Here is a 20,061-nt window from a genome sequence, read left to right on the forward strand (position 1 = left end):
CGCGCTGGCTTATTCCGCGTGGCGTTTGCGCCACCAGAAGCGCACCAGCAGGATGGCGGCAATCGCCAGCGCGACAAACAGCAGGCTGGAGAGTTTTTTATTGAAGCCGGTAAAGAAGCTTTCGATCGCCTGGCCGCCAAAATAGCCGAGCATGACGAAGATCGTCGCCCACAGAATGGCGCCGAGGATGTTGAGCGGCACAAAGCGCGACGGCGGCAGGCGGCTGGCGCCGATCAGCACCGGGCCGATGATGCGGAAGCCGTACATAAAGCGCACTCCGATAACGAACAGCATCGGGTGGCGAGCGATCAGCCTTCTGGCGCGCGCGATGCGCTTTTCCTGCCCTTTGAGCCGCGAGATGACCCGGCCTTCGAACCGGCGGCCGGTGAAGTACAGCAGCTGATCCCCCAACGTGCCGCCGAGCGCCACCACCGCTATCACCCACGGCCAGTGCAGCAGCCCTTCGTGGGCGGCGATGCCGCCCAGCAGCGTGATGGTTTCTCCCTCAGCCAGGCAGCCGATAAACAACGCCCAGTAGCCGTAGTCCGTAATGTAGTGGGCCAAATCGGTCATTCCTTACTCCTTATGTGACTGACGCATAAGGGCAAGTATACGCCCGATCGCTAGCCTTGGGCGATCTGGGCCACCAACGCTCTGCGCTGCGCCAGGCTTTCCGCCATTTGTGCCTGTACCTTGGCGTAAATGTGCGGCGGGGCCAGTTCCGGCGTGCCGCCCGTGAACGGCGGAGCCGGGGCGTATTCCAGATAGAGTTGGATCGTCTGGGCAGTGTCTTCGCCGTGCAGTTCGGCGATCAGCGCCAGCGCAAAGTCGATGCCGGCGGTGACGCCGCCGCCGCTGATCACGTTGCCGTCGCGCTCAACGCGTGCAGCGCTGGGTATGGCGCCGAATAGCGCCAGGCTGTCGCGCATCGACCAGTGGCAGGCGGCGCGTTTGCCCGGCAGCAAGCCGGCGGCCGCCAGGATCAGCGAACCGGTGCACACCGAGGTCAGGTAGCGGGCATCGGCGCCCAGCCGCCGGATTTGCCGCATGAACGCTTCATCCTGCAGCGCCTGGGTGCAGCCGCTGCCGCCCGGCACGCACAGCACGTCGCAGCGCGCGATCTCCGGCAGCGGGCGCAGTTGGGTGAAGTGCAAGCCTTCCGATTCGACATCCGCGCCGTCTACCGAAGCGACGACGATTTCCGCGCCCGGCATGTGGCGCAGAAACTGCAGTGGGCCGGTGAAATCGAGCTGGGTGACGCCTTGATAGATGGGAAATACAATCACGAGTGGTTCAGACATGACATTCGCCTCATTTTTATCGTTGGACCTGGGCCATAATAGCCGCCCTGTTTTTGGCTGTTATGACAGATAACCCTCAAAAAGCGCCATCATGAAAACGATCGGTTTTGTGGTTTTTCCCGGTTTCAACCTGCTGGACTTTGCCGGCCCGCTGGCGGCGTTTGATAACGTCAGCCAGTTTACCGATCCGCCGGCCTACCGCTGCGTGGCGATCTCGCCGCAGGGCGGGATGGTCGCCAGCTCGGCCGGGGTGGAGATCGCCACGCAGCCATGCGGCGACGAGCGTTTCGATACGCTGGTGGTGGCCGGCGGCAGCGGCAACGTGATGGCGGCGCAGTCGCCGGCGCTGGTGGCGTTTCTGACGACCCACAGCCGGCGGGCACGGCGCATCGCCAGCGTGTGTACCGGCGCGTTTATTCTGGCGGCCTGCGGTTTGCTGGACGGCAAGCGCGCCACCACCCACTGGTATCATGCGGCGCGGCTGCAGCAGAGTTATCCGCGCATCCGCGTCGACAGCAACCGTATCTTCATTCGCGACGGCGATATCTGGACCTCGGCCGGCATCAGCGCCGGCATCGATCTGGCGCTGGCGTTGATAGAAGACGACCTTGGCGCCACGATGGCGGCGGGCGTGGCGCGGCAGCTGGTGGTCTACCACCGGCGCCCCGGCGGGCAGTCGCAGTACTCGCTGTTGCTGGCGTTGAACCCGTCGTCGGATCGCATGCGCGCCGCGCTGTCGTTCGCGCGCGAGCACTTGCACCTGCCGCTGTCGGTGGCGGATCTGGCCGACGCCGCCTGCCTGAGCGAGCGCCAGTTCGGTCGGCTGTTCCGCGCCGAAACCGGGCAGACGCCGGCCAAGGTGATCGAACAGCTGCGGGTGGAGGCGGCCAGGGTGCGCATCGAAGAGAGCGCCGAGCCGCTGGAGGCGATCGCCCGTTCGGTGGGATTCAGCGATCCGGAGCGCATGAGGCGGGCGTTTATCCGGGTATTTGGCCTGTCGCCGCAGGCGATCCGCCGGCTCGGCCGCGCGGGATAACTTTTTTGCCACGCCTGGCGGCGGGGCGCACCAGAGGAGCAACGGATGTATCAGGATTTCGAGAGCGAATTGAACTGGGCGATGCGCCATATGCCGCGCACCCGGGCGGCGGTGGCGGCGTTGCCGGACCTGCACGGGGTGCGGCTGGCGTGCAATATGCACCTGGATCTGAAAATGGCGCCGCTGGTGGCCGGCCTGCTGGACAAGGGCGCGGCGATCTTTCTGACCACCTGCAATCCCACCACGGTGCAGAACGACGTGGTGGCCTGGCTCGAACGACGGGGCGCGCAGGCCTATGCCTGGCGTGACATGAGCGCCGGCGAGTGGTCGGAATCTTTCGACCGCGCGTTGGCCTGGCAGCCGACTCACCTGTGCGAAATGGGGGCGGACTTGACCACCCGTTTGCACCAATCGCCGAACGGCCCGCAGATCGTCGCCGGGCTGGAAGCCACCGGATCGGGCATCAATCGTTTGAACGGCGTGGCGCCGCGCTATCCGATCTTCAACTGGGACGATCTGCCGGTGAAAGAGGGGCTGCACAATCGGCATATGGTTGGGCTGACCGCCTGGCACACCTTCTTCCAGACCACCCATTTGACGCTGCACGAAAAGCGCGTGCTGGTGATCGGCTACGGCCTGGTCGGGCAGGGGACGGCGGCGGCGGCCAGGGCTTACGGCGGCCAGGTGATGGTGGCGGAAATCGATCCGGCGCGCGCGCTGCAGGCGCGTTATGACGGCTGGCAGGTGGTGGATCTGGCGAGCGCCGTCGCGCAGGCGGACGTGATCGCCACCGCGACCGGCGCGAAAAACGTGCTCTCGGCGCAGCATTTGCAACAGGCGCAGGACGGCGTGTTTATCCTCAACGTCGGCCACGTGGCGGAAGAGATCGACGTCGGCTTCCTCAAGGGCCTGCCGCACCACGAGCCGATGCCTTATGTGAACGCTTACCAACTCAATGAGAAGACGGTCTATTTGCTGGCCAACGGTTCGATGTTCAACCTGACCGCCGGCTACGGCGACAGCCTCAACGCCTTCGACGTGACGCTGGCGGTGATGGCGGCCGGCATCGGCCATATCGTCGGCGCGGGGGCGCGGCAAACGCCGGGGCTGTACCTACTGCCGCAGTCGGCCTGGCAGCCGGCGCTGTAACTTTTTCTACGCGGGCGTTCATCCCAGAGCGCCCGCGGGCTGCGTCGTTTTTCGGCCGACAGAATTTGTCACAAATCCGCCCTATAATCCCAGTGCCAAGCGCTGAACCCTCACATATAATTCGCTGAGTTCAAGCCCCCATTTCAGAGTAATGCCTGTGAAAATACGTGTTTTGGTTCTGACCCTGCTCGCTTTGCAGGCGGGCGCAGGCTTTGCGCCGCGCGCGCTGGCCAGCGACAACGCCGCCGCCCTGCACGCCACCCAGCCAGAGCTGGCCTCCGGCAGTGCGATGGTCGTCGATATGCAAACCCATAAGGTGATGTACGCGCGCAACCCGGATGAGGTGGTGCCGATCGCCTCGATCACCAAGCTGATGACCGCCATGGTCACGCTGGACGCGCACCTGCCGCTCGACGAGATGCTGGCGGTGGATATCCACCAGACGCCGGAGATGAAAGGGGTATATTCGCGGGTGCGGCTGAACAGCGAAATCAGCCGTAAGGATATGCTGCTGCTGGCGCTGATGTCGTCGGAAAACCGCGCCGCCGCCAGCCTGGCGCACCACTATCCGGGGGGCTACAACGCCTTCATCAAAGCGATGAACGCCAAGGCCAGGGCGCTGGGCATGACCAATACCCATTATGTGGAACCGACCGGGCTCTCTATCCATAACGTGTCGACGGCGCGCGATCTGACCAAGCTGCTGATCGCCACCAAGCAATACCCGTTGATTGGCCAGCTCAGCACCACCACCGAGCGCATGGCCAGCTTCAAAGATCCGAACTATACGCTGCCGTTCCGCAACACTAACCATCTGGTGTATAACCCGAAATGGAACATCCAGCTGACCAAGACCGGTTTCACCAACCAGGCGGGCCACTGCCTGGCGATGCGTACGGTAATCGGTAACCGCTCGGTGTCGCTGGTGGTGCTGGACGCCTTCGGCAAATATACCCACTTCGCCGACGCCAACCGGCTGCGCAGCTGGATTGAAACCGGCAAGGTGACGCCGATCCCGGCCGCCGCCCGCGACTATCGTCGGCAAAAAGACGCCAGTCTGGCGAGAAACGCCACCGAATGACCCGCCTGGCGGCCTGCTCGTTTGCAGCAGGCCGCTATCGGCCCTCGGGCCGCCTGATGACAAATCCCCGCTCGCGATCGCCGTCGAAACCCGCTTTGAGATAAAGCTGGTGCGCGCCGGTGCGTTGCTGCCCCGACAGCAGCATCACCTTGTAACAGCCCTTGCGCCAGGCCAGCTGCAGCGCGTATTCGATCATCGCGAGCGCCACGCCGTGGCCGCGATAGGGCTCTGCCGTCACCACGTGCTCGATGACGCCGAACGGCTGCGCCTGGTGCGCCAGCCCCGGGATCAGTGCCAGCATGCAGGTGGCGATCGGCTGTTCCTCGTCTGCCGCCACCACCAGACGGATCGCCGGATCGTCCAGCAGGCGTTGCAGGGTGCGGCGTGCGTCGTCGGTACGCAGCGGCGCATCCTGTGGGCGCAGCTCGCGATACAGAGCCAACAGGCCGTTGAGATCGTCCGGCTGCGCCAGGCGATGAATGATGCTCATGGTTGCTCCTTTCCGCCGCTTCAACGGTAATCCGCTATCCTCCATTAATACCACAACGATTGCCGGAGAGGATGTTATGAGTCAGGTTTCGACCTTTGTCATGTTCCAGGGGGAGGCGCAGCAGGCGATCGACCTCTACAGCCAGGTGTTTGCGCGTTTTCGGCTCATGCAGGTACAGCATTACGACCCGACGCCGGACGGCCGGCGATTGATCAAGCATGCCGCCATCGATTTCGACCGGCAGAACCTGGTGTTTATCGACAGCCCGATCAGCCATGATTTCAGTTTCACCCCGGCGGTGTCGCTGTTCATCAACCTGCCTAACGAAGAGGCGCTGGAGCAGGCTTTCCACCGCCTGGCGGAGGGCGGCAAGGTGCTGATGCCGCTCGACGACTACGGCTTCAGCGCCCGCTTCGGCTGGCTCAACGATCGCTTTGGGCTCTCCTGGCAGCTCAATGTCCCGGCGGGGGATTTGCCCTGAGGCTAAGGGGAGCGTGCAAAAGGCATGGCAGTTCCTGCTGTTGTTTCATATGCTTATCGCCGGGGCAGCGGCTCTGCCGTGGGGAATACCGACAACATCATGGAAAGGTGCGAATTGATTGATTTTGACCGTTATGTTGAGCAAGCGAAGTCTTACGGCGAGTGGCCGGGGGCACAGGTGGGCACGTCGTCCGGCAGCGTTGAGGGATTGAGCTACCGCCTGTATCGGCAAACTGCCGAGAGCGAAGACGTGATCGTGGTTTATCACGGCGGCGGGGTTAACAGCGCCGCCGGGTATGACATTCTTGCGCGCCAGCTGGCTGCCGAGCCAACGCTCGCGGTGTGCCTGGTCGATATTCGCGGGCATGGCGATTCCACGGGAGAGCGGGGGACGGTTGAGCGGCCTGAGCGTATTTGGCGCGATGTCGATGTCATCCTGGCGGAAATGCGCCTGCGTTTTCCGTTAGCGCGCAGGCACCTGCTTGGCCATTCCAGCGGCGCCGGGATGTTGCTCAACTACCTGACCCGCTATCCTTGTGAACAGCAGGCGGACAGCCTGACCCTGCTGGCGCCCGAGCTGGGGCCATTTTCCGGGATGGCCCGCGATTTGCCGGTGGCGGCCCGTTTTGCCCAGGTGCGCCAATGGCCCTTTGTGGCCAATGCACTCAGCGGTGGACGGTGGTTTGGGCAGTCTCGGGCGGTCAGCCTGAATTTTCCCCCGGCCGTGCTGGCCGCCGCCCCCGATTTTGTCTGCCAATACAGCGTTAATATGGCTAACGCGTTGACGCCACGCACCCCGGCAAAGCAACTGGCGGCGCTGCGATTACCGACCTTGCTGCTGGCGGCGGTGCAGGATGAGTTGTTCAGCGCGCAATCCTTGCAGCGTTTCGTCGAACAGCATGGCAGCGTGCATGTTGCCTTTGGCTTGCTTGAGGGCAGTACGCATTTATCGTGCGTCTTTGAGGCCCACGATCATGTTCTGCGCTACCTCTCGCGCGTATTCGCTGGCGCGTCTGATGAAGATGCATCCGCGTAGCTGTTTGTTTCTTAATCACTTCTTCTCCGCCATTAACTGGACGGAGGAGTGGTGATTAAGATCACGAAATTAGTTAATAAATCTTTATGAATTTGATTGCAAAGTGTTAACATCCTGCCGCTTTCATTAGGCTTGCTAATGATATTCTTATTGTCAAGGAATGCTCAGGATGGATTACCAAAACGTCTTTCAATTGACGGATCAGGAACGAAACGAGTTATTTTCGGCATTAGATAAAATTGCTTACGATCCCGCCGGCGGTGATGCGTATATTCACGCTATACGAACGGCGATGATTACCCATTTGCCCCACAGATTAAGCGCCGCATTAAGCCAGCAAAAGGCGTCAATCAAACCACGGCCTTACCTTATTTTAAAAAATGTGCCGGTGGATAAAGAAGTTTTCTTTTCCCCTTGTCCGAACCAATACACGCCTTCGGCCAAATCCGGGAATATCAGCGAAAACCTGTTGGTGGGTATTTCTTCGCTAATCGGTGAGCCCTATTCGATGTATTTCGAGGGGAAGGAGCTGATTAATAATCTGATCCCCAAACGCGAAGCCAAAAAAGAGTATACCGGTCTGGGGTTCGATGTTGAACTGGACTTCCATATTGAAAATGCGGCGCTGAAACACCTGGAACAGTTCAACGTCTCGCCGATGGGCCTGCTGCTGGCCGGTGTGCGCCGCGATCCGCACAGCCCGATGACGCGCATCTCCGATTCGCGTCTGGCGATCGCTCAACTGAGCCGCGAGGACGTCGAAATGCTGGCCAGCCCGCTGTACAGCATCAAACTGCCTTACCGCTGGCGCCAATCCACGCAGGCCGGACGGGAAGAAACCGCGCTTGTGCCGCTGATTTCGCAAAATCACGTATTGCCGGATGTGAGCGCCGTCTTCTATCCCGGCATGATTGCGGCCAGCACGCCGCGAGCGGAAGCCGCGCTGGAGCGTTTCTACGGGCTGGTGAAAGAAAACGCCATCGGCATCGATATTTGCCCAGGCGATTTGGTGTATATCGATAACCGCTTTGCGCTGCATTCGCGCGATAAATTCACGCCTTCTTTCGATGAAAGAGATACGCCGTTGCGCTGGGTGCAACGTGTCTTCATTTCGGCAAGCTTGTGGAATCACCGCAACCTCAATCAGGTTGAAGAGCGCATTTTCTCGATTTAAGGTTATTATTCATGCTGAACGTTTTTCTTTCTATATTGCCGATTTTTTTGTTAATCGTGCTGGGCTATTTGTCAAAACTCTATGTTAAAGACGTCGCCGTATTTTGGGGCTTCTCAGACAAATTTGTTTATTACCTGTTTTTTCCGGCGCTGTTGATATTGGATATCAGTGAGGCGGATTTTAGCGGCGCGGACAGCTTTTATCCCGTTGTGGCGACCATTGTTTCCACGCTGGCTATCGCGTTGATTATTTTCGTTGGCAAACTGTTCTTCAATACGTCGGCCGATCTGTTTACCTCCATTTTTCAGGGCGGAGTCAGATACAACTCTTATGTATTCATCGCGCTGTCGCAATCGCTGTTCGGTAGCGAAGGGGTGGCACTGTCCGGTTTCTTCGTGGCATACATGATCATTCTGACCAACATCATGAGCGTGTTGGTGATGAACCACTACGGCACCGGCAGCAAGAAAAGCCTGAGCGGCGCGCTGCTGGCGCTGACGAAAAACCCGCTGATCATCGGCGCGTTGTTCGGGGTGCTGATGAACCTGTGCAACCTGCACATTACCGGCGCGCTTAAACAGCTGTTCGTTTATCTCTCCAACGCCGCCACGCCGCTGAGCCTGATGTCGGTCGGCGCAGGGTTGATCGTCAGCATGCATATCCGCAAGCTGGTTTCCATCTCTTATGCGACCGTGCTGAAGCTGGTGGCCATGCCGCTGATTACCATTGCGCTGGTGCACTATTTCGGTGCTACCGGCGTGCCGGCCAGCATCGCCATTCTCTACTCCGCCGTGCCTTGCGCCGGCAACGCCTATATTCTGGCGCGGCAAATGGGGGGCGATCATGAAGCGATGGCCTCCATCATCACCTGGACGACGCTGCTGTCGGTTATCACCGTGACGTTCATCCTGGGCAGCGTAGCGCTCTAACGCCGGCGCCGGGCGGCATTCGCCCGCCCGGCGTTTTCCGCAATCCTCTCATATCCTTTCATGACGCTTTACCGCTATGCTAAAAATAGAATGGCCCGTGAATATGAAAAGGATGAATCATTTTGGCAGGAAGTAGCTTACTTACCCTCATCGACGACATCGCCTCGTTGTTGGACGACGTCTCGTTAATGAGCAAAATGGCGGCAAAAAAAACCGCCGGGGTGCTGGGGGACGATCTGGCGCTCAACGCGCAGCAGGTCACCGGCGTTAAAGCCGATCGCGAACTGCCGGTGGTGTGGAGCGTCGCCAAAGGTTCGTTGATCAACAAGGCGATCCTGGTGCCGCTGGCGCTGCTGATCAGCGCTTTTGCACCCTGGGCGATTACGCCGCTGCTGATGGTGGGCGGCGCCTACCTGTGCTACGAAGGGTTCGAAAAGGTGTTTCACAGCCTGAGCCACGGCAAGGCGGCGCAGGAGGAAAAATCGGACGGGCCCGGCGCCAATGAGGACGCTGCGGCCTATGAGAAGCGCAAGGTGAAAGGCGCAATACGCACCGATTTCGTGCTCTCTGCCGAGATTATCGCCATCACGCTGGGCACCGTTGCCGGCGCCACCTTCAGCCAGCAGGTAATCGTTTTGTGCGGCATCGCCGTCGTGATGACGCTCGGCGTGTATGGCATCGTCGCCGGCATCGTCAGGCTGGACGATCTGGGGCTGTATCTGAGCCGCAAAGGCAGCGCGTTAGCGCGCTCCCTCGGCGGCGGCATCGTGCGCGCCGCGCCTTATTTGATGAAAACGCTGTCGATCGTCGGCACGGTCGCCATGTTTATGGTCGGCGGTGGCATCCTGACCCACGGTCTGCCGCCGGTGCATCACCTTTTCGAAGACTGGGCCTCGTACACCACGGTGGTACCGACGTTTGGCCATATCTTGCAGGGGGTGGTTCCGGCTCTGCTGAACGTGGCGTTCGGGCTGGTGGCCGGCGGCGTGGTGCTGGCGGTGGTGTCGGCGCTGGGCGCGGTGCGCGCGCGTTTCAAGGCATGATGAAAAGTCTCGCCCCGAGAGGGGCGGGACGGTGCAGACGCTTTAAAATATCAGTTTGAGAACGCCGGTAATCGTCAACAAACCCACGATAAAGATGATGGCGACAATCCACAGAATAATTTTCATTTGATTCTCCCTTACCCGTTAAATGTGGCGCGCAACTGGCGCTAACTCAATGAAATCACTCTTCACTATAGACGCTAACTTCCGGTCGTGCGTCGCCATGCATTCAGGGGTGCCGATTGTCGCCCGCGCCCAGCGCGCGCTGCATGATGTGGGTGTCGCGCCATTCCCCCAGTTTGAACCCCACGGCCTTTAACGTCCCGACGCTGGTAAAACCGAGCGACTGGTGCAGCGCCAGCGAACCGCGGTTGGCGGCGGAATCGCCGACGATCGCCAGCATCTGGCGCCAGGGGCCTTGCTCACAGCGGGCGATCAGCGCGCTCAGCAGCGCCTTGCCGACGCCTTTGCCCTGTTGCCCCTCGGCGATATACACCGAGTCCTCCACGGTAAAGCGATAGGCCGGCCTGGGGCGATACGGCGTGGCATAGCAGTAGCCCACAATACGGCCTTCGCTCTTCGCCACCAGCCAGGGCAGCCCGGCTTCTTGCACCTTGCTCAGCCGCAGCTGCATTTCCGCCAGGGTCGGCGGCTGTTCTTCAAACGAGGCGGCACCGTACAGCACGTGGTGGGTGTAAATGCGCAGCACGGCGGCCATATCGTCCGGCGTGGCATCGAGGAGGCTGAGTACGGGAGCGGAGAGCGTCATGGTAATGCCTGTTTACCTTGGAAATCAGCGGATAAACGCCATTATGCGCGCCGCTCACCGCCGGGGTAAATCGGGTTTTCTTATGGTGAGATAAGAAAAGGCGATGGTGAGCGGGAAGGGGCTCTTTGGGGAGAGCCCCTGTGGCGCTGTGCCCGGAATTACCAGCCTTTCACCGCGCCGCCGTTGAAGATTTTCTCGGCGGCCTTGGCCACTTCGTCTGACTCGTAGGCCTTGATGAAGTTCTGCACGTTCGGCGCGTCCTTGTTGTCTTCGCGGGTGACGATGATGTTGGTGTACGGCGAGTCCTTATCCTCGATGAAGATGCCGTCTTTGGTCGGCGTCAGACCGGTCTGGTTGATGTAGGTGGTGCTGATGACGGCAACGGTGACCTTTGGATCGTCCAGCACGTGCGGCAGCTGCGCGCCTTCCAGCTCCATGATTTGGTAATGGTGCGGGTTGGCGCTGATGTCCAGGGCGGTGGGCAACAACCCCTTACCTTGTTTCAGCGTAATCAACCCGGTTTTTTCCAGCAGCAGCAGGGCGCGCCCCAGGTTGGTCGGATCGAGCGGGATGGCGATCACCGCGCCGTCCGGCAGCTCTTTGAGCGATTTTATCTTTTTGGAGTAGCCGGCCATCGGGAAGACAAAGGTATTGCCGACTGCCACCAGCTTATAGCCGTGATCTTTGTTTTGCTGTTCGAGGAACGGGCGGTGCTGGAACACGTTGGCGTCCAGTTCGCCCTTGTCGGTAGCGTCGTTCGGCAGCAGTGAACCGCTAAAGCCGACCAGCTCGACGTCCAGCCCGTATTTCTCTTTCGCCACCTGTCTGGCGACTTCCGCCACGTCCTGTTCCGCGCCGTTGATGACGCCGACCTTGATATGATTCTGATCGGTTTTTTGATCGCAGCCCTGAAGCGCCAATACGGCGGCGAAGGCCGCCGCCAGAGGGGTGATACGCCAGCGTAAGGTCATCGAAGTCTCCCTGAAAAGAACAATAAAATCAGTTGTTTTTTGTCCTTACAGCTAAGCCTGAACCGCCGATGAAGTCAAACGCTCGTTCAGCATAAACGGCTATAGCTTATAGCCGTTATGCGGCGGGGGATTATCGGCTGAGCGAACGCAGCACCACGATGCCCGGCGTAGCCATCACGTAATCCATAAAGGGCGAATCGACCACCCGCATGTTGGCCTTGCGCGAAGAGGCGTTGCGCAGCACCGGGCCGCTGTCGGTCATCACGAAGATGCCGGTGTGGGTCACGTCCAGCCCGTCCAGGTTGGTGTAAATACCGATGTAATCGCCGGTGCGCAGCTGGGCCAGCACCTTGTCGTCGACGTTGTCGCTGGGGATATAGGTCACGCTACGTTGCTCGTTGGGCAAACCGGGCAGGTAGCTGCTGCCGTCCGCCTTGCGGTTGAGGGTTTTCACGAGGGTGACGGCGTGTGGGCTGAGCTGCGCGGTGATGTCTTCGGCCACCTGGTGCGGCCGCTGTGCCCAGTCGGTGAAGAAGTGTTTGCGCTGCGGGAAGGCGATTTTACCGTCGACGTAGCGAATGTCTACCAGACGCTGTACGAACTCGCCCTCGCTGCGGGCGGTGCTGAGCGCTTCCACATAATCGATGTAGGTGAAGCAATCCAGCCCGCGGAAGTCGATCACCAACTGCTCGGGCGTGCTCTGCGAGCCGATCAGGCGGTTGGCGAGATAGGGCGTGCCGAGAAACTCGCGCGAAATCAAATCGACGGTGCGGCCATGCGGCTGTGCGGCGGGCCAACCGGCGCGCAGCGCGAGGATCTCACGCAGCTTGCTGCGGGTGCTGGCGTCCATCTCCGGCTGCACGCCCGGCGGCGAAACGGTGACGTCGGTCGGCGGCGTTGCGGGGGTGACGGCGGCGGGGCGATCGGCGCATCCGCTCATGGCGATAGCTAACATCAGTAAAACAACCTTGTTCTGGTTCATACGGCCCTCCCTGGGTGTCGCTGGTTTATCAGAGTAAGTGATAACAGTTCTCATCCGATGGTAGGGGTTAAAAAGTAAACATAGCCTCAATGGCGGCCGATAAATCAGTAACCGATTTCGCTATTGAACGGCAAATACCAGAACAGCGCGATTTCGTGATCGGCGATCTCCGGCTCGGCGCGGTACAGCAAACGGTCGATGCCGCCGAGAATAAACCCGTAATGCTGGTAGCAGCGACAGGCGGCCAGATTGTTGTTCTGCGTTTCGAGCATCATACCCGAGGTTTCCTGCTGCCGCGCCCACTGTTTGGCGCAGTCCAGCAGCGCCCCGGCGATGCCCTGACGGCGCGCGTGAGCGCTGACCGCGATCTCGTCGATCAAGGTGTAACCGTTCCAGTTTTTGCTCAGCGTGATGTGGCCAACGGCTTCGTCCTGGCGATACGCCAGGAAGGTCACGCTGTCTTCGTTGGCGAACGGCGCCAGGGGATACTGTTTACGAAACGGCGCCACCGGCCGGGTTGGCCAGCTGTCGACCGGGCAGTCGAACTGCGGCAGGGCGTAACAGCGGATGGTAAAGCTGAAATCGCCGCGCGTCAGGTAATCATCGGGCAGCGCCTCAATGGCCGCGATGCGGATGGCCGGGGTCATTATGGCAGCTCCCGCAGCAGGCGCGCCGGGTTGCCGGCATAAATTCCCTTGCGGGTAATGTCGCGGGTCACGACCGCCCCGGCGCCGATCACCGCGTCGCTGCAGATCTCCACCGCCAGGATCGTGGCGCCGGAGCCGATGGACACCCGATCGCCGACGCGCGTGTGCCCCCAGCTGGCCGGATCGGCATTGGGCGCGCCGTCTTTGAACAGATCGTTGGCGAAGGTGACGCCGTGGCCGACAAAGCACGCTTCGCCGAGGGTGACGTATTCGCAGATAAAGCTGTGCGACTGAATTTTACTGCGCGCGCCGATGCTGACGTGGCGCTGGATCTCCACGAACGGGCCGACGAAGACATCGTCGCCGAGCCGGCAGCCGTACAGATTGCAGGGCTCGACAACGGTGACGTTGCGCCCGGCGTCGACGTCGACGATCCCCGCCTGGCGGGTGGTGATAACGGATGACATGACCTTCCTCGCAGCCTGGTTTTTATGGTGGGAGTATAAGACAAAGCGTTGCGGCGTTGCGCTTTCCGCACGTTTTTTCACCGAAAGACTATAATTAGTACAGGGGAGAGAGCCCCGTGGCCGCAATCCTCGCACGGGTAGCTGTCCGTCGGAGGTGTGAAATTCGTTCGCCGATCGCGGCCTACGGCGAGATAGGAGGTGTCTCATGGTCAGTCATGTTTGGGGACTTCTGGCGCATCCCAGCGCCGAGTTCGAACAGATCAAAAGCGAGAATGAAAGCGTCTCGCACCTATACACCCATCACGTGTTGCTCTTGGCAGCAATCCCGGTGGTCTGCGCCTTTATCGGCACCACCCAGTTGGGCTGGCTCTCCGGCGAGGGACATGCCATCAGGCTCGACATGTTTACCGCGCTTTATACCGCCGTGGCGTTTTACCTGCTGATGCTGGCGGGCGTAGCGGCCATGGGGAAAGTCATTCACTGGATGGCGCGGCGCTATGAATCGCGCCCCAGCCTGCACCGCTGCATGGTGTTCGCCGGCTACGTGGCGACCCCGATGTTCCTCAGCGGGATTGTGGCGCTCTATCCGGTCGTCTGGCTGTGTCTGTTTGTCGGCATTATCGGCCTGTGCTATTCGGGCTATCTGCTGAATCTGGGGATCCCGCACTTCCTGAATATCGACAGTAAGGAAGGGTTCATCTTCTCCAGCTCGACCTTCGCTATCGGTATCCTGTTGCTCGAGCTGTTGCTTGGGGTGACGGTGCTGCTGTGGGGGTACGGTTCCTGGTTGTTCTGAGTTAACGGCTGTTGTTATCGCCCCCGCGCCGGTGGAACGGCGCGGGGGCTTTTGCTTTTATACGCGGCGGAAAACCAGCACCACGCCGAGCACGATGCCCGCCATGCCCAGCAGGCTCAGCGCCGCCAGCGCGTGGCCGAGCAGCAGGTAGTCCAGCAGGGCGGTCACCGCCGGGATCAGATAGAACAGGCTGGTGACCTGCACCAGGTTGCCGCGCTGGATCAGGCGATACAGCAAGAAGGTCGCCAGCACCGAGATCACCACCGCCATCCACAGCAGCGGCAGCACGAACGCCGGCCGCCATTCGACCTGCAGCGGCTCAAACGGCAGCGCCAGCGTACACATCAGCAACCCGACGGCATACTGCAGCGGCAAGACCGCCAGCGGCGGCTGCGTCATGCCTTTTTGCAGCAGGGTGCCGGCGGTCATGCAGCCCAGCGCGATAAAGGCGAACAGCATGCCGCTCAGCGAGAAGTGGGCCACCATCAGGCTTTGGTACACCACCAGCGTCAGCCCGACCATTGCCAGCGCCAGGCCGAGCGCCCGCAGCCCGGTGCAGCGCCGTTCGGTGATGAACTGGGTGAGGATCGGCTGTACGCCGAGCAACGTCGCCAGCACGCCGGGCGTAATACCCTGTTCCAGCGCCAGCAGATAGCAGATTTGATAGCTGCCGATCATCAACACGCCAATCAGCGCGACGCGCCGGCGGGTGCCGGGAGCGGGCAGGCACTGGCGCTGCCACAGGCCGATGGCCAACAGCACCGCCAGCGCGATGGCGCAGCGGAAGAACAGGAAAGCGAAGGCGGAGGCGTGCTCCAACCCCCAACGGGAGAAGATCGCGCCGCTGCTCCAAAGCAGGACGAACAGCGTAGCCAGGCCGGCATTGGCCCAGAGAGAAGGTAATCGCATGTCAATTTCACCTGTCGTGAAAATTACAGGCTCCGGCGCGCGCGGCGGTCTACGCCTGAACGCAACAGATCAATAAGCCGGAGGTAAAAAGTCGGTTTGGCTTAGCGCACAACCACAATGCGTGGCGGGTAAGCGGCAACCGCTGAAACGACAGAGGAAACGGCGGGTGGAGCGGAGGAAGCACACAGCAAAACGACGGCCGGAACGGTCGCGTCTGTCGGATCTGTGCTGTGCGCCAGGTAGGTCATGTGAGTTCCTGAAAATCGGCAATGAAACTAATCGCTTCAAACATAACCAAGTTCGCCGGGATGCGCAATCGGAAATCATCATTACTTAATTGATAATGAAAATCATTATCATTAATAAAAGGCTGTGCTATGTTGCTTTGGCCGCGCAGTGTTGACGCAGGGGGCACGGCAAAAGACGTTGCGATTCGCTTTTGCAGAAGGCGGGCAATCGTGATAAAAATATTGGTATGTTATAATATAACAATTAATGCATGATGAATCCAGTTCACGACATCCTCCACGTTGATGGAGTTAGCCTGACCGGCCACGGCGGGGCATTGATACTCGACAACATCCATTTCGCGCTGCGCGCCGGTGAGAAGCTGGCGGTGATCGGCCCTAACGGCAGCGGCAAGTCCAGCCTGCTGCGTGCCCTGATCGGCGAAACGCGGCCGGACAGCGGCGGCATTCACTGGCGAGGGCGGGCCTTGTCCGAGTGGCCGGCGGCGGAACGCGCCAAAAGCATCGCCTTTCTGGCGCAAAACGATTCGCCGGATTTGCGGCTGTCGGTTGAGGACTACGTGGCGTTGGGCCGTTTACCGCATGGCGAACGCTCTGCGGCGGGAAAACGCATCGTTGACGAAGCCATCGGGGAAACCGGGCTGGCGCCGCTCAGGCACCATCCGCTGGGGCGGCTCTCGGGCGGCCAGCGTCAGCGCGCCGCGCTGGCCCGGGCGTTGGCACAGTCTCCCGATCTGTTGTTGCTGGATGAACCGACCAATCACCTCGATCCGCCCGGGCGCTCGGCGCTGCTGTCGTTAGTGAAAAATAAAGAGATTGCCGTGATTGCGGTGCTGCACGATTTGCCCGTGGCAGAGGCGTTTGCCGATCGGATCCTGGTGCTGAACGAAAGCCGCCAGGTAGCCTGTGGTACGCCCGAGGCGGTGTTGCAAACTCCGGTGATTTTGCCGGTGTTCGGCATGAACAGTTTCAAGGTGGCGCATCCCGTCAGCGGGAAAACGCTGCGCATTTTTGACGTTCCCCATTGTGCTTGATCAACCAGAGAGAAACATGAACGCACGCGTATTCATCCTGCTTCTGCTGCTGGCCGCCAGGTCGGCGGCGGCCGAACATTTTCCCGTCACCGTAGAAAGCTGCGGTGTGCCGGTCACCTTCAACCAGGCGCCGCAGCGCGCCGTCATCAACGACATCAACATGGCCGAGATGGCCTTTGCACTGCATCTGCAGGATCGCATTGTCGGGCTGACCGGCATCACCGGCTGGTACAAACTGACGCCCGACTTCAAGGCCGCGATGGGCGCCATTCCCGAACTGGCGCCGAAATATCCCGCTTTGGAAACGCTGCTGGCGGCACAGCCGGATTTCTTTTTCGCCGGCTGGAATTACGGCATGAAGATCGGCGGCGACGTCACGCCGGAGAAGCTTGCCCCGTTCGGCATCAAAACGCTGGTGCTGAGCGAGAGCTGCGTACAGGCCGGCGGGCGGCCGCAGAAGGCCGATATGAATCTGCTGTATGACGATGAGCTGAAGCTCGGCAAGATTTTCGGCAAGCGGCAAGAGGCCACCGCGCTGGTTGAGGGCTGGCAGCGCCGGTTGGCTGCGCTGCCCGCCAGGCCGGCGGGCCAGGCGCCGCTCAAGGTATTCGTCTATGACTCGGGGGAGGAGAAGCCTTTCACCAGCGGCAAATACGCGATGCCGACGGCGATCGTCGAAGCGGCCGGCGGCCGCAACGTGATGGACGGCTTGCCGGCGAGCTGGACGACGGCGTCCTGGGAGGCGGTAGCGGCGGCCGAGCCCGACTTCATTATTCTGCTGGATTACCAGACCGGATCGGGCGCCGATGCGCTGCGGCGCTTCCTCGAGTCCCACCCGTTGATGAAATTAACGCCTGCCGTACGGCACCATCGCTATCTGAAACTGCAGTATGCGGAGCTGACGCCGGGGCCGGCCAACATCGGCGCAGTGGAAAAGCTGGCGCGGGCGCTGTACGCGCCGGAGGCTGAATGAACTCGCCGACCCGGCGGTTTATGCTGCTCGCGCCGTTGGCGCTGTCGGTATTGTGCGGGTTAATGATCTGGAGCCTGCAGCTGGGCAGCGTCGCACTGTCATGGCGGCAGACGATGGCGGCATTGGGGCTTTCATCGGCGCCCCTCTCCGGCATGCTGGACACTATCGTCGTGCAACTGCGGGTGCCCAGAGCGTTGCTGGCGGCCTTGACCGGCGCCGGGCTGGCGATGACCGGCGCGCTGCTGCAGACCACCACCCGCAATGAGCTGGCCGATCCTTTTTTGTTTGGGCTCTCCTCCGGCGCCTCCGTCGGCGCGGTGCTGGTCATCACGCGCTTCGGCGATGCGCTGGGCGCGCTGACGTTGCCGCTGTCCGCCTTCGCCGGCGGCGTTTTGTCCGCCTTGGCGGTGATGATCCTGTTTCGCGTCGGCCGGGTCAGGCGCGCCGAGCAGCTGATCGTCTGCGGCCTGGCGGTCTCGTTTTTGTTCAGCGCGCTCACCAGCTACCTGGTGTTTTCCGGCGATCAGCGGGCGGCCGGTTCGGTGTTGTTCTGGTCGCTCGGCGGGTTGGGGCTGGCGCGCTGGGATAATCTGTTCATTCCGCTGGCGAGTTTCGTGCTGCTGGCCGGGTTTACGGCGCTGCGTTGGCGGGCGCTGGACGCGCTGCTGGCGGGCGAGCAAACCGCCCATTCGATGGGGGTCAACGTGGCGCGCCTGCGCACCGAGACCTTTCTGTGCTGCGCACTGTCCACGGCGTTTCTCGTTTCGCTGACGGGCGTGATCGGCTTTGTCGGGCTGATGGTGCCCTACCTGGCTCGGCGCCTGGTGGGTGTGCGCCACCGTTTGGCCGTGCCGATGTGCGGCCTGCTGGGGGCGACGCTGCTGACCGGCGGCGACATGCTCAGCCGCAGTCTGATCCCCCATCAGGAGCTGCCTATCGGCATCATTACGGCCGGGCTGGGGGGCGCGTTCATCGTGTCCTTGCTGCTGCGTGCGGAACGATGAACGCCACCCTGTCTCAATAGAGTTCCAGATGCAGGCGCTGCTGCTCAATCAGCGTCTGCCACAGGTTTTCCGCCCCGCAGGCTTGCTCCAGCGCCGTCGCCACGGCATGTTCCAGATACTGGCGATTGCCGCACAGGTAGACATGCGCTCCCCGCCGCAGCAGGCCGCTGATGGCATCGGCATGCTCGCCGATCGCATGCTGCACATAATATTTGGCGGCGGCGTCGCGCGAGAAGGCGGTGATGAGGCGCGTGAGTACGCCCGCCACGTTCAGTGCTTCTAACGCTTCGTGATACAGGAAGTCTTCATCGCGCCGTTTTTCGCCGAAGATCAGCACGGTTTCGCGCCGTTCACCCTGGGCGGCCATTTCGCGCAGCAAGCCTATCAAGGGCGCGATGCCGGTACCGGTACCGATAAGCAGCACCGGCACGGTGGTATCGCGCGGCAGGTAAAAGCCGGGGTTGGCGCGGCAGAAGAGGCGGAAAGGGCCAGGTTGGCTGAGCAGCCAGCCGGTCGCCGTGCCGCGCCGGGTGCGGCCGTCGCGTTCATATCGTACGTCGCGCACGCACAGGTCGAGGCTCTCTGCCCGCGTTGCCGAAGCGATGGAGTAGGCGCGCGGCAGGCAAACGGGCAGCAGCGCCAACAGGTTCTCCAGCGTGACCGTCTGCGGCGGGCAAAAATCGTGCAGTACGTCCAGCAGATCGGCGCCGTACAGATAGCTCTCCATGGCTTTGCGCTGGCGGATCTTGAGCAAGCCTTTGAGCTCTTCGCTGTCGGCCAACTGCGCCAGTTCGCGCAGCGTCGTTTTGCTGAGCTGGCGCAGTTCCCGGCGGCGCAGCGCGTCAGCGGCCTCCGGCCTGCCGAGCCAGTCAGCCAGCCGGGTCAATAATCCTTCGTCGTTCTCCGGCAACAGATAGACGGTATCCCCAGCCCGGTAAACGATGCCGCTGCCGGCGATATTCAACCGCAGGTGCCAGGCCTGCGGCGTGCGTGCGCTGAGCGGCCGCCGTTCAAGGAGGGCGGCGCTGAACGCATGGTCTTCGCCGTAGGCGGTCACGCGCAGATGCAAATCGCGGCCGGCCTGGGCATCACCGGCCAGCACCTTCTCCAGCGTCGTCAGCCAGGTTGCGAAGAACGGTTCGAAGTTAACGTCGGCGTCGACGCGATTGATGATGGCGCGGGCGCCGTATTGCGTCAGACGTGCATCCAGCGCCTGCGTGAAGCCGCAGAAATGCGGGTACGCGGTGTCGCCGAGACCGAAGATGGCGTAGCGCAACCGGTGGCGATCCGGCCATTGCGCCAGCGCGTCGGAAAAACGCTCGGCGTTGGCGGGCGGTTCGCCGTCGCCAAATGAGCTGGAGACGATCAGCAGGGCGTCACGTTCGCCCACATCGGCGGGCTGGATGGCGTTGAGTTCTTTCACGACGGGGCGGTAGGGTTGCAGGCTGCTTTGTTCACCCAGGCGCATCGCCAGCGCCCGGGCGTTGCCCGACTCCGAACCGTAACCAATCAGGATGCGTTCGATAAGGTCGGCCATGGCGG

At 61.4% G+C, this 20,061-nt stretch carries 22 protein-coding genes; 12 read left to right on the forward strand and 10 right to left on the reverse strand.

The genetic code is table 11. The features are described 5' to 3' along the window. Window positions 1–9 precede the first annotated feature (9 nt). Together V8N38_RS06450 and V8N38_RS06455 are read right to left on the reverse strand one after the other, a co-directional pair. On the reverse strand, window positions 10–573 hold the full coding sequence (locus tag V8N38_RS06450) for a DedA family protein (RefSeq protein ID WP_060420973.1): 564 nt from the start codon (window positions 571–573) through the stop codon (window positions 10–12). Window positions 574–623: 50 nt separating this feature from the next. After that, window positions 624–1,301, reverse strand: a complete 678-nt coding sequence (locus tag V8N38_RS06455; RefSeq protein ID WP_060420976.1) for a DJ-1/PfpI family protein — start codon at window positions 1,299–1,301, stop codon at window positions 624–626. Window positions 1,302–1,392: 91 nt separating this feature from the next. On the opposite strand from V8N38_RS06455, the gene V8N38_RS06460 reads away from it, so the two are divergent. From V8N38_RS06460 to pbpG, 3 genes are all read left to right on the forward strand, one after another. Then, window positions 1,393–2,337 carry a GlxA family transcriptional regulator gene (locus tag V8N38_RS06460; protein ID WP_049201103.1) on the forward strand — a complete coding sequence of 315 codons (945 nt, stop codon included), beginning with the start codon at window positions 1,393–1,395 and terminating at the stop codon, window positions 2,335–2,337. 45 nt (window positions 2,338–2,382) lie between these two features. Beyond that, entirely contained in the window at window positions 2,383–3,486 is a 1,104-nt protein-coding gene (locus tag V8N38_RS06465; RefSeq protein WP_147839605.1) for an adenosylhomocysteinase, read from the forward strand. Between the two features lie 151 nt (window positions 3,487–3,637). Next, the gene (pbpG, locus tag V8N38_RS06470) at window positions 3,638–4,567 is read left to right on the forward strand and encodes a D-alanyl-D-alanine endopeptidase (protein ID WP_147839604.1); all 930 of its coding nucleotides are present in this window, start codon (window positions 3,638–3,640) and stop codon (window positions 4,565–4,567) included. Window positions 4,568–4,601: 34 nt separating this feature from the next. On the opposite strand, the gene V8N38_RS06475 is transcribed toward pbpG, so the two are convergent. Further along, window positions 4,602–5,057 carry a GNAT family N-acetyltransferase gene (locus tag V8N38_RS06475; RefSeq protein WP_033637538.1) on the reverse strand — a complete coding sequence of 152 codons (456 nt, stop codon included), beginning with the start codon at window positions 5,055–5,057 and terminating at the stop codon, window positions 4,602–4,604. A 76-nt stretch (window positions 5,058–5,133) separates the two neighbouring features. Between V8N38_RS06475 and V8N38_RS06480 the strand changes: the two genes are divergently transcribed. The 5 genes from V8N38_RS06480 to V8N38_RS06500 all read left to right on the forward strand — a co-directional run bounded on the left by V8N38_RS06480 (window position 5,134) and on the right by V8N38_RS06500 (window position 9,719). After that, on the forward strand, window positions 5,134–5,538 hold the full coding sequence (locus V8N38_RS06480) for a VOC family protein (protein WP_047728359.1): 405 nt from the start codon (window positions 5,134–5,136) through the stop codon (window positions 5,536–5,538). Between the two features lie 24 nt (window positions 5,539–5,562). Next, window positions 5,563–6,573, forward strand: coding sequence for an alpha/beta fold hydrolase (locus V8N38_RS06485; protein WP_244951297.1), 1,011 nt, complete (start codon window positions 5,563–5,565; stop codon window positions 6,571–6,573). Window positions 6,574–6,742: 169 nt separating this feature from the next. Continuing rightward, window positions 6,743–7,747, forward strand: coding sequence for a TauD/TfdA family dioxygenase (locus tag V8N38_RS06490; protein WP_070914071.1), 1,005 nt, complete (start codon window positions 6,743–6,745; stop codon window positions 7,745–7,747). Window positions 7,748–7,758: 11 nt separating this feature from the next. Continuing rightward, on the forward strand, window positions 7,759–8,676 hold the full coding sequence (locus tag V8N38_RS06495) for an AEC family transporter (protein WP_025301959.1): 918 nt from the start codon (window positions 7,759–7,761) through the stop codon (window positions 8,674–8,676). Window positions 8,677–8,798: 122 nt separating this feature from the next. Continuing rightward, window positions 8,799–9,719, forward strand: a complete 921-nt coding sequence (locus V8N38_RS06500) for a DUF808 domain-containing protein (protein WP_147839603.1) — start codon at window positions 8,799–8,801, stop codon at window positions 9,717–9,719. A gap of 229 nt (window positions 9,720–9,948) precedes the next feature. On the opposite strand, the gene V8N38_RS06505 is transcribed toward V8N38_RS06500, so the two are convergent. The 5 genes from V8N38_RS06505 to V8N38_RS06525 all read right to left on the reverse strand — a co-directional run bounded on the left by V8N38_RS06505 (window position 9,949) and on the right by V8N38_RS06525 (window position 13,555). Then, window positions 9,949–10,488, reverse strand: a complete 540-nt coding sequence (locus tag V8N38_RS06505; RefSeq protein ID WP_087762124.1) for a GNAT family N-acetyltransferase — start codon at window positions 10,486–10,488, stop codon at window positions 9,949–9,951. Window positions 10,489–10,646: 158 nt separating this feature from the next. Beyond that, a complete protein-coding gene (locus tag V8N38_RS06510) occupies window positions 10,647–11,459 on the reverse strand; it encodes a MetQ/NlpA family lipoprotein (protein ID WP_038879912.1) in 813 nt (270 codons plus the stop codon). A 130-nt stretch (window positions 11,460–11,589) separates the two neighbouring features. Next, a complete protein-coding gene (locus tag V8N38_RS06515) occupies window positions 11,590–12,441 on the reverse strand; it encodes a DUF1460 domain-containing protein (protein WP_147839602.1) in 852 nt (283 codons plus the stop codon). A gap of 104 nt (window positions 12,442–12,545) precedes the next feature. Further along, complete coding sequence (locus V8N38_RS06520) at window positions 12,546–13,088, reverse strand: GNAT family N-acetyltransferase (RefSeq protein WP_100396140.1); 543 nt, start codon at window positions 13,086–13,088, stop codon at window positions 12,546–12,548. Further along, the gene (locus tag V8N38_RS06525; protein WP_147839601.1) at window positions 13,088–13,555 is read right to left on the reverse strand and encodes an acyltransferase; all 468 of its coding nucleotides are present in this window, start codon (window positions 13,553–13,555) and stop codon (window positions 13,088–13,090) included. Before V8N38_RS06525 ends, V8N38_RS06520 begins: the two co-directional genes overlap by 1 nt. Before the next feature lie 205 nt (window positions 13,556–13,760). Between V8N38_RS06525 and V8N38_RS06530 the strand changes: the two genes are divergently transcribed. Beyond that, window positions 13,761–14,351, forward strand: a complete 591-nt coding sequence (locus tag V8N38_RS06530) for a Yip1 family protein (RefSeq protein WP_004939641.1) — start codon at window positions 13,761–13,763, stop codon at window positions 14,349–14,351. Window positions 14,352–14,408: 57 nt separating this feature from the next. Here the strand turns inward: V8N38_RS06530 and V8N38_RS06535 are convergent, their stop codons facing one another. Further along, window positions 14,409–15,260 (reverse strand): DMT family transporter, encoded by an 852-nt coding sequence (locus tag V8N38_RS06535; RefSeq protein WP_147839600.1) that lies wholly within the window; start codon window positions 15,258–15,260, stop codon window positions 14,409–14,411. 565 nt (window positions 15,261–15,825) lie between these two features. Between V8N38_RS06535 and V8N38_RS06540 the strand changes: the two genes are divergently transcribed. Genes V8N38_RS06540 through V8N38_RS06550 form a run of 3 tightly spaced genes read left to right on the forward strand, consistent with a single transcriptional unit; the run spans window position 15,826 to window position 18,519 of the window. Further along, complete coding sequence (locus tag V8N38_RS06540) at window positions 15,826–16,542, forward strand: ABC transporter ATP-binding protein (RefSeq protein WP_060421015.1); 717 nt, start codon at window positions 15,826–15,828, stop codon at window positions 16,540–16,542. 16 nt (window positions 16,543–16,558) lie between these two features. Then, complete coding sequence (locus tag V8N38_RS06545) at window positions 16,559–17,515, forward strand: ABC transporter substrate-binding protein (protein ID WP_070914064.1); 957 nt, start codon at window positions 16,559–16,561, stop codon at window positions 17,513–17,515. Further along, on the forward strand, window positions 17,512–18,519 hold the full coding sequence (locus tag V8N38_RS06550) for a FecCD family ABC transporter permease (RefSeq protein ID WP_147839599.1): 1,008 nt from the start codon (window positions 17,512–17,514) through the stop codon (window positions 18,517–18,519). The genes V8N38_RS06545 and V8N38_RS06550 overlap by 4 nt, the downstream gene beginning before the upstream one ends. Before the next feature lie 13 nt (window positions 18,520–18,532). Here the strand turns inward: V8N38_RS06550 and V8N38_RS06555 are convergent, their stop codons facing one another. Beyond that, window positions 18,533–20,056, reverse strand: coding sequence for a flavodoxin domain-containing protein (locus V8N38_RS06555; RefSeq protein WP_147839598.1), 1,524 nt, complete (start codon window positions 20,054–20,056; stop codon window positions 18,533–18,535). Window positions 20,057–20,061: the final 5 nt, after the last annotated feature.

Source organism: Serratia nevei (assembly GCF_037948395.1).
Taxonomy (GTDB): domain Bacteria; phylum Pseudomonadota; class Gammaproteobacteria; order Enterobacterales; family Enterobacteriaceae; genus Serratia; species Serratia nevei.